A 12514-nucleotide genomic window follows, 5' to 3' on the forward strand; every position below is an offset into this window, starting at 1 on the left:
ACGTCGAGAGGAGGCCGCGTGGCCGGAGCAGCCGTCACCGTGCGTGACTTCGTCATGCGGTTCGGGGACCGGACCGTGGTCGACGGTCTCACCTTCGACATCGCTCCCGGCGAGACGTTCGGGCTGCTCGGCAGCAACGGCTCGGGCAAGACCACGACGATCCGCGCCCTCCTCGGCATCACGGCTCCCACCTCCGGCACACTGACCATCGACGGCGGAGCGTACCGACCGGCCACCGGCGGCATCGGGTACCTGCCCGAAGAACGTGGGCTCTACCGCAAGGAGACCGTCATCGACGTGATGACGTACTTCGCAGCGCTCCGCGGCATGCCCCGGGGTCCGGCGACGCGGTGGTCGACCGAGTACCTGGAGCGCGTCGGCCTCGCGGACAAGGCGAAGGTCCGGATCGACAAGCTCTCCGGCGGCCAGCAGCAGAAGGTGCAGCTCGGCATCACGATCATGGACCGCCCGCGACTGCTCATCCTCGACGAGCCGACGAAGGGTCTCGACCCGGTGAACCGGCGGCTGCTGCTCGACCTCGTGGCCGAGCGGAAGGCCGACGGCGCGACCGTCGTCCTCGTCACGCACCAGATGGACGAGGTCGAACGGCTCTGTGACCGGATCCTCCTCCTCAAGGACGGCGTCGCCGCCGCGTACGGCACCATCCCCGAGGTGCAGGACGCGTTCGGCGGCGCGGTCGCGCAGGTCGGGCTGACCGGCTCCGTGCCCGCGTCGGACCTGTACCGGCTCGCCCGGCACGAGGGGCACGTCGCCCACCTGGTGCCCACCGCGGCCTCGGCCCGCGACGGGTCCGACATCCTCGCCGAGCTCGTCGGGGCCGGCGTGCACGTCACCGCGTTCGCGATGCGCCGCATCCCCCTCGAGGAGATCTTCGTGCAGCTGTACGGCCACGACGCGGCGACCGACGCCGCCCCGGTCGGAGCAGCACGGTGAGCCGCCTCGGCACCGTCGTCCGGTTCGAGTTCGTGCGGGCGGTGAAGAAGCCCGCGTTCTGGATCGGCACGCTCGCGCTCCCCCTCGTCGTCATCGTCGTCTCGCTGCTCGTCGGCATCGGGCAGGCGGCCGGCACCGACTCGGCGGTCTCGAGCGGCTCCGCGGCGAGGACGCCCTTCCACTACGTCGACCACTCCGGACTGGTCTCGGAACCGATCGCCGCGAGGTGGGGCGGGTCGCCGTCCGAGGACCCGGCGGCCGACCGCGCGGCGGTGCGGACCGGACACCTCGACGCCTTCATCGAGTTCCCCGCGAAGCCGTCCACGTCCCCGGTCACCGTCCTCGGGGCCGACCGCGGGATGTTCGCGAACAACGGCTACTCGGCGCTCGCGCAACGGGTGCTCGAACAGAGCGTCGCCGCCGGGGTCGACGACGCCGAGGCCGTCCGCATCCTCCGGTCACCACCGACCACCGACGTCACGACCTACGCCGACGGTCGTGTCGCGCCGGGCTGGCTGTCGGTCGTGCCGCCGCTGCTCTACGTCGCCGCGTTCTTCGGGCTCGTGGTCCTGCTCGCCGCCCGGATGGTGACCGTCGTGGTCGAGGAGAAGGAGAACCGGATCTCCGAGATGATCCTGACGACCGTCACGGCCGGCACGCTCATCCGCGGCAAGGTCCTCGCGATGCTCCTGGTCGGACTCGTGCAGGTCGGGGTGTTCCTGGTTCCGGGCCTGCTCTCGCTGGCCGTGGTCCTACCGCTCGTCGCGGGACGGGTCGGCGCCCTCGCGGTCGACCCGTGGCGGATGGTGGCCGGGGCGCTCCTCCTGGTCGGCGGGGTGCTGCTGGCGTCCGCACTGTTCGTCGCCGTCGGCGCGTCGGTCCCCACGATCAAGGACGCCTCCACGCTGCAGTCCGCGGCGCTCTTCGCGGTGATCATCCCGCTGTACGCCGCGTTCTTCGTCACGACGACCCCCGCGTCGCCGATCGCCGCGTTCTTCACGTACTTCCCGACGTTCACCCCGGTGACGGCGATGGTGCGGAACGCGGTCGGCTCGCTCTCCGTCCTCGAGACGGTGGTGTGCATCGTCGAGGTGTTCGTCGTCGCGGGTCTGCTGCTCTGGTTCGCCGAGTACCTGTTCCGGCACTCGGTCGCGCAGTACGGGTCGAAGGTGACGCTGCAGCAGATCGCCGGGTGGCGCCGGACGCGCACGCTGCCGCGCTCCCGCTGACGGGAGGCCCCTGGCGGGCGGGCAGCCAGTCGGCCGTCGGTGGGTCAGCCGACGGTGACCGGCGCCGCCGACGGCCTGCGGCGCTGCTGCATCCAGACGAAGAAGCCGGCCAGCGTGAACGCGCCGTAGACGACGTACATGAGGCCCGAGGCGTAGTACCCGGCCGAGAACAGCAGGGGCACGCCGACCAGGTCGACGGCCACCCAGATGAGCCAGAACTCCACCCACCCCTTCGCCATGCCGTAGGTGGCGAGGAGGGACCCGACGAAGATCCAGGCGTCGCTCCACACCGGCTCGTAGGACCCCAGGGCGCGGAAGACCGGGGTCAGCAGGGCCGTGCCGCCGACCAGGCCGACGACGAGCAGTGCGCGGGACCGCCAGGAGGCCCAGTGCGGCTCGAGCACGGTCGCGGTGTCGTCGGCCCGGTGGGTCCAGCGGTACCAGCCGTACACGCTGACCAGGATGAACATCACCTGCCGACCGGCCTGACCGAGCAGGTTGACGGGGTTGGGCGTGTCGAAGAGCGCCCCCATGAAGACCGTGAAGAGGAGGGCGTTGCCGGCGATCCCGACGGGCCAGGCCCAGACCCGGCGTCGCATGCCGCCGAGGGCGCTGAGCAACCCGAACGCGTTGCCGATGACCTCGCGCCACAGCACCGTCTGGTCGCCGATGACGAGTTGTGCGTCGAACAACCACCGCACGAAGCCCATGTGACCCTCCTCGATCCGGTCGATGCAACTGCAAGGATCCGGTGTGCATTCCGGGGCCGACGCGCGCGGCAGGAGCTCCGCCCCCGAACTGGGGCCGATGCAAACGCATAGTGCCCTGTCCGCAGTATGGGGGACCGGGTATGTTCGACCACAGGACGACCGAGCCCGAGTTTCCCTCACTCCTGGGCACCGGCCGTCCTCCGGCACCGGTCAGCCGCGCCCCCTGCACGCAGGGGTCGATGACAGCCGTCCCGTCGGGCTCTCCCGAAGTCCATGACGCCAACAGCGCTGCCCGCGCAGGAACGGAAGAACCATGCACAAGATCGTGACCGGCACCATCGCGAGCGCCGCCGGCGTCGCCCTCCTCCTGGGCGGAGCGGGTTCCTTCGCCCTGTGGAACGCGCAGGCCAGCAGTGCCGCGACCGGGGTGAGCTCCGGCACCTTCACCCTGACGGCGGACGACGACGGCTCCTGGACCGACATCACGAACGGGAGGTCCGCGTCCATCGACCCGACGCAGGTGCTCATGGTCCCGGGCAACACCTACCGCTTCACGCAGACCCTCGTGGTCGGCGCGACCGGCACGGACCTCCGCGCCCTCCTCACCTACGCGCCGCAGAGCATCACCGGTGACCAGGAGCTCATCGACGCGAGCACCCAGCACCTCGAGGTCACCTCGACGAGCACCGCGCTCCGCAGGACCTCCGACACGGCCTTCGAGGTCACGCCGTCCCAGGCCCGGTCGACCGTGCAGGTCGTCTTCACGATCAGCCTGCCCGAGTCCGCGACCACCGGCCAGGGCGGCACCGTGGACGTCGGCGCGCTCGCGTTCACGCTCACCCAGACCGCCATCGGTTCCTGACGCACCGACGCCGCCCGGGAACGGACGGCGACCCGGACACGGCGGACGGCGGGCCCCTGACCCGCCCGTCGTCCGTCGCACCACGAGGACCGCGACGTCCAGGGGGACGACCATGACGAGGACCACACCGACGACGGGACGCCACCGCGCGCCCCGTCGTCGGCGCTGGGTCTGGACCCTCGGGATCGCTCTCGCCGCCGCCGTGAGCGCTGCTGTCATGGGCAGTGGCAGCACCTACGCCCTGTGGAACAGCTCCGCCGAGACCGACGCGGTCACGATCCGGTCGGGCACGGCGACCCTCGCCGTCACGGCGATGCGCGTCACGGACGCGGCACCGCTCGCGCCGGGGACGAGCACGACGGGGACGTTCACCGTCCGGAACACCGGCACCGTCCCGCTCTCCATCCGGCTCGCGCTGACCGGGACGAAGGTGGCCTACGTCCCCTCCGTCCCCGACGCCGCCGTGCTCGACGAGCTCACCGTGCGTCTCGCCGCGGTCGCGCGGGCGTCCGACTGCCGGGCCGGGCTCGGCGGCTACAGTGCCCGCCCGACCGCGTTCGACACCGGGAGCGGCTACTACACGCTGCCGGTCGGGGTCACGGGCACGGCCTGCGTCGAGGTGGTCCTCGACGCAGACGCGCCGCAGACCGTCTCCGGTGCCGTGACCGACTTCACCCTGACGGTCACGGGGACGCAGGTGGCAGGGTGAACGGCCGCCTCCGGGTCCTGCTCGCCGTGGTGCTCGTCGCCGCGTTCGTCGGCGGTGGCTCCTCCGTCGCCTGGGCGCTCTGGACCGCGACCGGGACCACCGCGTCGAGCGTCACGAACGGCAAGGTGGTCGCGGGCATCACGGGCACCGAGGCCATCACGACCACCTTCACCTCCGCGGACCCGACCGTCACCCGCCCCGTCACCCTGCGGAACACCGGGAACATCGCGGGCACGACCGCGACGCGCGTCCTGGTCGCCGCCGGGTCGGTCGCCCTCGCCCAGGCCGTCGACGTCGTGGCGTGGCCCGTCCCGTCGGCCGACGGGTGCACCGCGACCGGGGACGTCGGCAGCGGTGCCGTCCGAGGGACCTGGGCCGCGCTCCCGAGCCTGGTGTCCCACCTCGGGCCGCGGGCCGATGCCGTGTGGTGCATCCGGTCGACGGTCCGGGCCGACGCACCCCCGCAGGCGACCACGGACGTGCACCTCGAACTGACGACGGCGAACGGGAGTTGGGTGTCCGCCACCGTGTCGGGCGGGCTGTACCTCAACACGGGCAACGGCCTCCCCGCGTTCACCTGCACGGACCACGACGGCAACTACGTCGACGTGGCCTGGGCCCGCGGTACCCGGCCGGACGCCACCTACTACGCCGCCTACGTGGGCGAGAAGCGGGTCGGCGCGTCCGACCAGGGCTACCACGGAACCCTCCAGATCGCTCCGGTGGACCTCCCGCCGGGCACCCCCGCCGGGCCCGTGACCGTGGACGTCCGCGTCCTCGACGACGCCGGGCAGCCGACCGACGACATCGCCGGTTCCGGGCCGGTGACCCTGTTCACGCAGCAGGACGGCCCCGCCATCCGATGCGGCGCATGACCACGATCAGCAGCGGCACCCGGTCCGGAGGCGCGACCCGGCCCCGCCACGCCGCCCGCCCCGCCGTCCGTCGTGTCCCGACCGGCTTCCCGGCACTCCTCCGCGCGGTCGGACTCGGTCTGAGCACCGGGCTGGTCCTGCTCGTGGCGGCGCTGGCCGTCGTGCTCGTCGTGCTCCCGAAGGCCACCGGCTCGGTGCCGCTCTCCGTCCTGACACAGTCGATGGAGCCGACCCTGCCGCCGGGGACGCTCGTCGTCGTCCGTCCGGTCGCACCCGAGGACATCCGGGTCGGGGACGTCGTCACCTACCAGCTCGTCTCCGGACGGCCCGAGGTGGTCACGCACCGGGTCGTCGCGATCGGTGCGTCCTCGGACGGCTCCCGGACGTTCGAGTTCCGCGGCGACGCGAACGCCGAGGCCGACGCCGACCCCGTGATCCCGGCGCAGGTCCGCGGCGAGGTCTGGTACAGCGTGCCCGGGCTCGGCGCGGTCAACCAGGTGGTGAACGGGTCCCGGACGTGGCTGCTGCCGACGCTCGCCGGCCTGCTGCTCACCTACGGCGTCGTCATGATCACCATCGGCACGGTCTCCGCCGTGCGCCGCCGTCGGCGCCGGGCGGAACGTCGTCGGGCGGGCCGTGACCACGTCGCCCGCGACGGTCACACGGCGGAGACGGCCTCCCGCGCCGGGTAACCGGCCTCCGCGAGTGCAGCCTGCGCGTCCCGGAAGGACGAGTACGGCACGTGCACGCCGCGGACGTCCCGGTAGTCGGTCAGCCCCGGACCGGCCCAGTACACGACCCCGTCCTCCCCCACCGCGGCGAGGGCATGGCGGATCGCCTGCGCCGGGTCTGCCAGTTCCACGACGGCGGCCGTCCCCCCGGACCGCCGGGCGCCGTCGAGGACCGCGGCCCGGATGCCGTCCGGGTCCTCGAACCGCGGGTGGTGGTCCGCGACGACCACGAGGTCCGCCATCGTCGCCGCGACCGCACCCATCGGACCGCGCTTGCTCGGGTCGCGGTCGCCGTCCGCGCCGAGGACGATCGCCACGGGGCCGCTGGCGAACGCACGGATCGCCGCGAGGCTCTTCGCGAACGCGTCCGGGGTGTGCGCGAAGTCGACGAACACGCGCGGACCCGTCGCACTCGACGCATCGGCCATCCGCCCCGGCACGACGACGTCGAGCCCGCCGTCGACCGCCGCGACCAGGTCGTCCGCGGGGACACCGCCGGCGCGGAGCATCGCGACCGCCAACCCGACGTTTGCCGCCATGTGACGACCGAGCAACGGCACCTCGGTCGTCACGTGCACGCCCGGGCCGTCGATCCGGAAGCGGGTGCCGTCGGGGCGTTGTTCCAGGACCGTGACCCGCCAGTCCGCGGACGTGCCCGGGTCGCTCGTGACCGTCTCGACCGGGATCCCGCTCGCCCGGACGACGGCGCGACCGGCGGCCGAGTCGAGCGACACGACGCCGCGTCCGGCCCGGTCGGGCTGGAACAGCTGCACCTTCGCGCGGAGGTAGTCGTCCATGTCCACGTAGTCGTCGAGGTGGTCGTGGCTGAGGTTCGTGAACCCGGCGACGTCGAACCACACGCCGTCGACGCGGTGGCGCGTGAGCCCCTGTGCGCTGACCTCGACCGCGGCTCCGTCGACGCGGCGTTCACGGGCACGCGCGAGGAACGCGTGGAGTTCCGTGGCCTCCGGCGTCGTCAACCGGCTGGCGACGACCTCGTCGGCGATGCGGCGCTCGGCGGTGGAGGTCATGGCGGTGGTCCACCCGAGGCGCTGCATGACCGCGTCGAGGACCGACACGGTCGACGTCTTGCCGTTGGTCCCGGTGACACCGAACAGCGGGAACCCGAGGGCGGCGGTGCCCGACACCACCCGGGCGACCGCACCGAGGACCGCGCGCGGGTCCGGGACGACGACGGTCGGCAGCCCCGCGAGCGCAGCATCACGCGCCCCGGCGTCGTCCGTGAGGACCGCGACCGCTCCGGCGGCACGGGCCGCGTCGACGTGCCGGGAGCCGTGGCCACGACGACCCGGCACCGCGACGAAGAGCCAGCCGGGCAGGAGGTCCGCGGTGGCGACCGCGGCGCCCGTGACGACGGTCCGTGCGGCTGCCCCGGTCAGCGGATCCGCGCCGGCCGCCGCGGCGACGTCGGCGAGCGCGACCGGCCGGGGGCGCTGGGGGTCGAAGGCGTGCGGCACGGTGTCCTCCTCGGCAGGAGCGGTGGTCTTCAGGTCCCGACGAGCATCGGTGCGACGGACGTCGTGGCGGCGGTGGCCAGGGTGCCGACCGCCCGGTCGCGTCGTCGGTGACGCAGCTGCGGCGACAGGTCGGAGCCGGGACCGGACTACCAGTGAACCCCGGCGCGCCGAGCGCGGACACAGCCGTTCGTACCCCGGGTGCTCGACCGGGCCGTCGCCCGTCTAGGCTCTGGCGGGTGACGGACGGGGTGGAACGGGCGCGGGTGCTGCTCGCCGGGGCAGCGGACCGACTCGGTGCGGCCGGTACCCGGGACGAGGCGCTCGGGGAGTACGTCGAGCCGAAGCCGGTGCTCGGGATCCGACGTGACCCGACGATCCGCTCGCTCGGCCGGGTCTGGCGTGTCGGGGCGCTGCTGCTCGGGTCCTCACCCGAGACGGCCGGGCGGGTGTGGTCGACCGGGTCCATCACCCGGGTCACCGAGGCCGGCCGCGCGCAGTTCGTGTCCGTGTCCGCCGAGGTCCGCCGCGCCTACCGGGCAGCCGCGGCGAAGGGGCACTTCGCCCCCGGCGACACCGTGAACCACGGCGCGACGCCGATCCCCCTCGACGACTCCCTGGTCGATTGCAACGGCACGCTGTTCGTCCGCGACGGCACCCCCCGGGTCCGCTGGTCGGCGACGGCGGGCACCGACGTGCCGCTCGCCGACTACCTCGACGACCGCGTCGCCCTGCTCGTCGACCCGCCCCGCGGCGCGACGGACTAGCAACCGATCCCCGTACCGTCCCCGACGCCACCGGGACCGGGACCACGACCGGGTCGTCGCCCAGGAGGCCGCCCGCCGGATGCCCTGACGACCGCCACCGGACGCCGGTAGGGTCGGCCACGTGGGATCGATCAACGACGCGTCCGCCGACCGCTACGAGCTCCGGGAGTTCCACCCGGGGACCGACGACCAGGGAGCTCCGGACAGCAGGACGAAGCCGTGGATGGACGCCGTCGGCCTCGGCTTCCACGAGCCGACCGAGACCGACGAAGCGGCAGCCCGCATGGCGGCGCACATGATCGCCGACCAGGAGACCTTCCTCGGGGTGTACGTCCGACAGCCAGCGCCGGGGTCGGTCGACGAGACCTGGCCCGCCGGCACGTTCACGTGGTTCCGGAAGGCGCTCAGCTGGGGTGACGGGACCGCGATCGACACGCAGGCGGTGTCCGCGGTGACCGTCCGCCCGACCGAGCGTCGGCGCGGGATCCTCCGGCGGATGATGACGCACGCGCTCGAGCGCGGTGTCGCCGAGGGGTACGCGATGGCGTCCCTCACGGCGTCCGAGGGCACGATCTACCGCCGCTTCGGGTTCGGCTGCGCCATCCGCGAGCGTGCGGTCCGTGTCCGCCGCGCCCGCGCGCTCCCCTTCCTCGCCCCGACCACCGGCACGGTCGCGGTGGTCCCGACGCAGTGGCTCGCGGACGGCGTCGGCCAGGAGGTCTTCGCCCGGTTCCATGCCCGCACGCCGGGCTCGATGGTCCGCAACACCGGCACGTGGCCGATCGTGTTCGGGGAGATCGGCCGCGACGGACAGAAGGCGAAGGACGTCCGCGCCGCCGTGCACCGCCCCGACGGCTCGGACGAGGTCGACGGCTACGTCACCTGGCGCGTCGTCGAGGGCAAGACCGGTGAGGACACCCGCGTCGAGGTCGTCGACCTCGTCTACGTGACCGACGAGGCCTACCTGTCGCTGTGGGAGTTCCTGCTCTCGATCGACCTGAACGACGTGGTCGTCTACGACCGCTCGCGTCTGGACGACCCGATCGTCGCCGCCGTCGCCGACAACCGCGCGTTCGACGTCGACCACGAGGAGGACCACGTCTGGCTCCGCGTCCTGGACGTCGCCGCCGTGCTCGAGTCCCGCCCGTACGCGGTCGACGGCTCGCTCACGCTCGCGGTCACGGATGCGCTCGGCCATGCGTCCGGTACGTACCGGCTCGACGTCCGGGAGGCCCGTGGCACCGTCACCCGGCTGGCCGACGACGCCGACGCGGCCGGCTCCGACATCGCGCTGGACGTCGCCGACCTCGGAGCGGTGCTCATCGGGTCGGTGTCGCCGCAGACCCTGGCGGCCGCCGGGCTGCTGCACGCCGCCGACGAGGCCGCCCCGACCCTGCTGCGGTCGATGCTGACCCCGCCGCGCACGCCGCACGGGATCACGTACTTCTGAGGCCGGCCTGGTCCGTCGGGGCGCACGCCGGCGGACCAGGGGGGTCGACCTCCAGACCGGCTCAGCGGTCGAAGAAGTCGCCGATCCCGGGCCACTGGAAGCCCTCGCCGAGGTTCCCGACCTGGTCGCCGAGCCCGCCGAGTGCCTGCTCACCCTGTGCGGCGACACCCTCGACGCCACCGCCGAGGTCACTGAGCCCACCGCTCACGGTGTCGCCCAGGCCGGACGCGACGCCCTCGAAGTCGACGCCGAGGTCAGCCGCCTGCGCGAGCACCGGTCCCGCTGCCGCGCTGAGGACCGCGCCGCCCGCGACCGCCACCGCGAGTCCGCCGACCGCGAGTGCTCCGCCACCGATCGCGGTGCCGGCGAGGACCTTCCGCATCGTCCCCGGGCGGCTCGTCTCGCCCCGGGTCGCGGCCCTCGCCAAGGCGGCCGGGGACGCATCGGTCGACCGGTCGTGCTGCGGGACCTCGGCGTTGAGTCGCTGGAGCACCTGCTGTCGCTGCTCCGGGGTCAGGCGAGCGAACGCGTCGTGGTGCGCCTGCTCCAGACGCTCGGGGTCCGCGGTCTTCAGCAGGTAGTCGTACTTCGCGATCGCCACGCGGTCGGCATCGGTCGAGGGCGTGCGGGCGGGTCGCCCACCGGTCGGCTGGCCGTACGGCTGCTGTCCGGTCGGCTGCTGCGGCTGCCGCGCGGAGTCGTGCCCGCTCCGGTCGTCACCGGTCAACCTGTCCGCGGCGGTCCGGACCAGGCCGCGCCAGTCGGTGCCACCCGATCGACCGGGCTGCCGGTACGGCTGCATGCCGCCCGGCTGCTGCGCACCGCCCTGGTTCCCGGCACCGGGCTGGCCGGAGAGCTTCTGGAGTTGCTTGTCGATGACCTTCGAGGCCATGCCGAGGATGCGGTTCAGGTTCGCCATACCTGACCTTTGCGTCCTCACATGTGCGCACGCGGCAGTGCTCCGGTGCGCTGCCGGTGCACTCCCCCGGCATCCCCTGTGAGCGGCGGCGACGCAGCGGCAACGCGCAACTGGAATACGTGTATCAGGCCGTTAGGCTGGACGGCGAGCGCGCGACCGCCGGAACGCGTTCAGGGCGGACGAGTGAAGCCCGGGACTGGGCAAACAGTCCCGGGCTTCGGTTCGCTCTCCGAGTGGAGGGCCAGGGGAAGACACCGTTCCCCGAGTTCAGCACTCGGGAACAGTGTAGCCGAGCCCGCTCGGCGGCACACCCCTGGCTCACGCTCCTCGTGTCCGCCGGCGATGACACCAGGAGGTACTCGATGTCGCACGACACCGAACGCCGGCCCAGGCGTCAGGTCCCGTGGTTGGGGATCGCGAGTTTGCTCGTGACCCTCGCCCGGTTCCTGCTCGACCTGCGCCGCACGGGCCAGTGACACGGGCGCCCCGCGCCGCATCCAGCGGTGCGGGGCGCTCCGGTCCACTGCGCCGCGCGCGTCAGCCGAGCACGCGGTCCAGGTACGGGTTGCGGAACCTGCCCTGCGGGTCGAGGTCCCGCGCGAGCGCCGCGAACGCCCCGAGCTGCGGGTAGACCTGGTGCAGCCGCTCCGGCGTCGCCGCGGTGACCTTCCCCCAGTGCGGACGGGGAGCGAAGGGCGCGAGGGCGTTCTCGATGAGGGGCAGCGCGACGGCCACGTCCTCGGTCTGCCGACGGAAGGTGAAGTGGAACGCGACCGAGTCCTGTCCCGAGCTCGGCGCGAGCCAGGCGTCGTCCGCCGCGACGCGTCGGATCTCGGAGACGAAGAGCACCTGTGCGATGGCCTCGCCGATCTCGCGCAGGGCCTGGATCGCGGGGACGGCGTCCGTGGCGGCGACCATGTACTCCGCTTGGATCTCCTCGCCGGCGGACGGCGTGAACGACGACCGGAAGTGCGGGAGCCGCTCGTGCCAGGGTCCGGGCACGCCGCCCTGTTCGGTGACGCCCGCGGTCTCGCTGCCCGGTACGGGGTGGATCGGTTCGGCGCCGGCGACGGCCCCGAGCGCGGCGAGGTCGATGACCGCGTCGTCCCGGTCCTCGCGCCGCTTCGTCCAGATCTGGCGGACGCCGTCGGCGGTGTACCCGGTGAACATGCTGACGCTGTACCCGGCCGACATGATCTGCTCGAACTGCGCGTCGACGACGTCCCACCCGAGGCCGGTGTGCACCGTCTGGGCGACGCGGTAGCTCGGTTCGACGGCGAGGTGCACCGCGACGACGACACCGAGTGCGCCGAGCGCGACCCGGTGCGCGTCGAGCCGGGGGTCGTCCGCGCCGACGAGCTCGACCTCCCCGGAGGCCCGCACGATCTCGACCCCGACGACCGACTGCGCCAGCGAGGCGTTGCCGACACCCGAGCCGTGGGTGCCCGTCGCGACGGCACCGGCGACGGAGATGTGCGGCAGGGAGGCGAGGTTCGCGAGTGCCCAGCCACGGGCCTCCAGGGCGACGGCCACCTGGGCGTGCGTGAGGCCGGCGGCGACGCGCGCCACGCGCCGCTCGCCGTCCACGTCGAGTTCGGGCGGGAGGCCCGTGAGCGTCACCTGCACCGCGTCGGTGTCGGCGATGGTGTTGAACGAGTGCCGCGACCCGAGCGCCGTCAGGCGCGGGGTGGTGGCGACCAGCCGCTGGAGTTCGTCGAGGCTCGTCGGTTCCGCCAGGTGGCTCGCCGAGTAGGTGACGTTCCCCGCCCAGTTGGTGCGGGTGTGGGCTGCGGTGGTGGTGTCGTCGTCGATCACGTCGCTCATCGTAGGCCT

The 12514-nt window shown here is 73.2% G+C and carries 12 protein-coding genes; 8 read left to right on the plus strand and 4 right to left on the minus strand.

The window, feature by feature from the left end; translation table 11 throughout:
• Positions 1 to 54 precede the first annotated feature (54 nt).
• On the plus strand, positions 55 to 954 hold the full coding sequence (locus tag DEI84_RS06620) for an ABC transporter ATP-binding protein (protein WP_110890203.1): 900 nt from the start codon (positions 55 to 57) through the stop codon (positions 952 to 954).
• A complete protein-coding gene (locus DEI84_RS06625; RefSeq protein ID WP_110890127.1) occupies positions 951 to 2183 on the plus strand; it encodes an ABC transporter permease in 1233 nt (410 codons plus the stop codon). Before DEI84_RS06620 ends, DEI84_RS06625 begins: the two co-directional genes overlap by 4 nt.
• Before the next feature lie 44 nt (positions 2184 to 2227).
• Here DEI84_RS06625 and pnuC read toward each other — a convergent pair whose 3' ends face one another.
• Positions 2228 to 2893 (minus strand): nicotinamide riboside transporter PnuC, encoded by a 666-nt coding sequence (pnuC, locus tag DEI84_RS06630; protein WP_110824763.1) that lies wholly within the window; start codon positions 2891 to 2893, stop codon positions 2228 to 2230.
• A 313-nt stretch (positions 2894 to 3206) separates the two neighbouring features.
• Here pnuC and DEI84_RS06635 point away from each other — a divergent pair, with 313 nt between their 5' ends.
• The 4 genes from DEI84_RS06635 (at position 3207) to DEI84_RS06650 (ending at position 6031) form a co-directional block, all read left to right on the plus strand.
• On the plus strand, positions 3207 to 3755 hold the full coding sequence (locus DEI84_RS06635; protein WP_110824764.1) for an alternate-type signal peptide domain-containing protein: 549 nt from the start codon (positions 3207 to 3209) through the stop codon (positions 3753 to 3755).
• A 112-nt stretch (positions 3756 to 3867) separates the two neighbouring features.
• On the plus strand, positions 3868 to 4464 hold the full coding sequence (locus DEI84_RS06640) for a TasA family protein (protein ID WP_110824765.1): 597 nt from the start codon (positions 3868 to 3870) through the stop codon (positions 4462 to 4464).
• Positions 4461 to 5339, plus strand: coding sequence for a hypothetical protein (locus DEI84_RS06645; protein WP_110890128.1), 879 nt, complete (start codon positions 4461 to 4463; stop codon positions 5337 to 5339). The genes DEI84_RS06640 and DEI84_RS06645 overlap by 4 nt, the downstream gene beginning before the upstream one ends.
• A complete protein-coding gene (locus tag DEI84_RS06650; protein WP_110890204.1) occupies positions 5336 to 6031 on the plus strand; it encodes a signal peptidase I in 696 nt (231 codons plus the stop codon). Before DEI84_RS06645 ends, DEI84_RS06650 begins: the two co-directional genes overlap by 4 nt.
• On the opposite strand, the gene DEI84_RS06655 is transcribed toward DEI84_RS06650, so the two are convergent.
• Positions 5998 to 7548 (minus strand): Mur ligase family protein, encoded by a 1551-nt coding sequence (locus DEI84_RS06655; protein WP_110890129.1) that lies wholly within the window; start codon positions 7546 to 7548, stop codon positions 5998 to 6000. The genes DEI84_RS06650 and DEI84_RS06655 overlap by 34 nt on opposite strands.
• Positions 7549 to 7784: 236 nt before the next feature.
• Between DEI84_RS06655 and DEI84_RS06660 the strand changes: the two genes are divergently transcribed.
• Both DEI84_RS06660 and DEI84_RS06665 read left to right on the plus strand, forming a co-directional pair.
• Entirely contained in the window at positions 7785 to 8312 is a 528-nt protein-coding gene (locus tag DEI84_RS06660; RefSeq protein ID WP_146236321.1) for a hypothetical protein, read from the plus strand.
• 121 nt (positions 8313 to 8433) lie between these two features.
• Positions 8434 to 9762, plus strand: a complete 1329-nt coding sequence (locus DEI84_RS06665) for a GNAT family N-acetyltransferase (protein ID WP_110890131.1) — start codon at positions 8434 to 8436, stop codon at positions 9760 to 9762.
• A 61-nt stretch (positions 9763 to 9823) separates the two neighbouring features.
• Here DEI84_RS06665 and DEI84_RS06670 read toward each other — a convergent pair whose 3' ends face one another.
• Together DEI84_RS06670 and DEI84_RS06680 are read right to left on the minus strand one after the other, a co-directional pair.
• Complete coding sequence (locus tag DEI84_RS06670; protein WP_110890132.1) at positions 9824 to 10681, minus strand: cation-transporting ATPase; 858 nt, start codon at positions 10679 to 10681, stop codon at positions 9824 to 9826.
• A gap of 537 nt (positions 10682 to 11218) precedes the next feature.
• Entirely contained in the window at positions 11219 to 12496 is a 1278-nt protein-coding gene (locus DEI84_RS06680; RefSeq protein ID WP_258371709.1) for a D-arabinono-1,4-lactone oxidase, read from the minus strand.
• Positions 12497 to 12514 lie beyond the last annotated feature (18 nt).

It is taken from the genome of Curtobacterium sp. MCBD17_023 (assembly GCF_003224415.1).
Taxonomy (GTDB): Bacteria; Actinomycetota; Actinomycetes; order Actinomycetales; family Microbacteriaceae; genus Curtobacterium.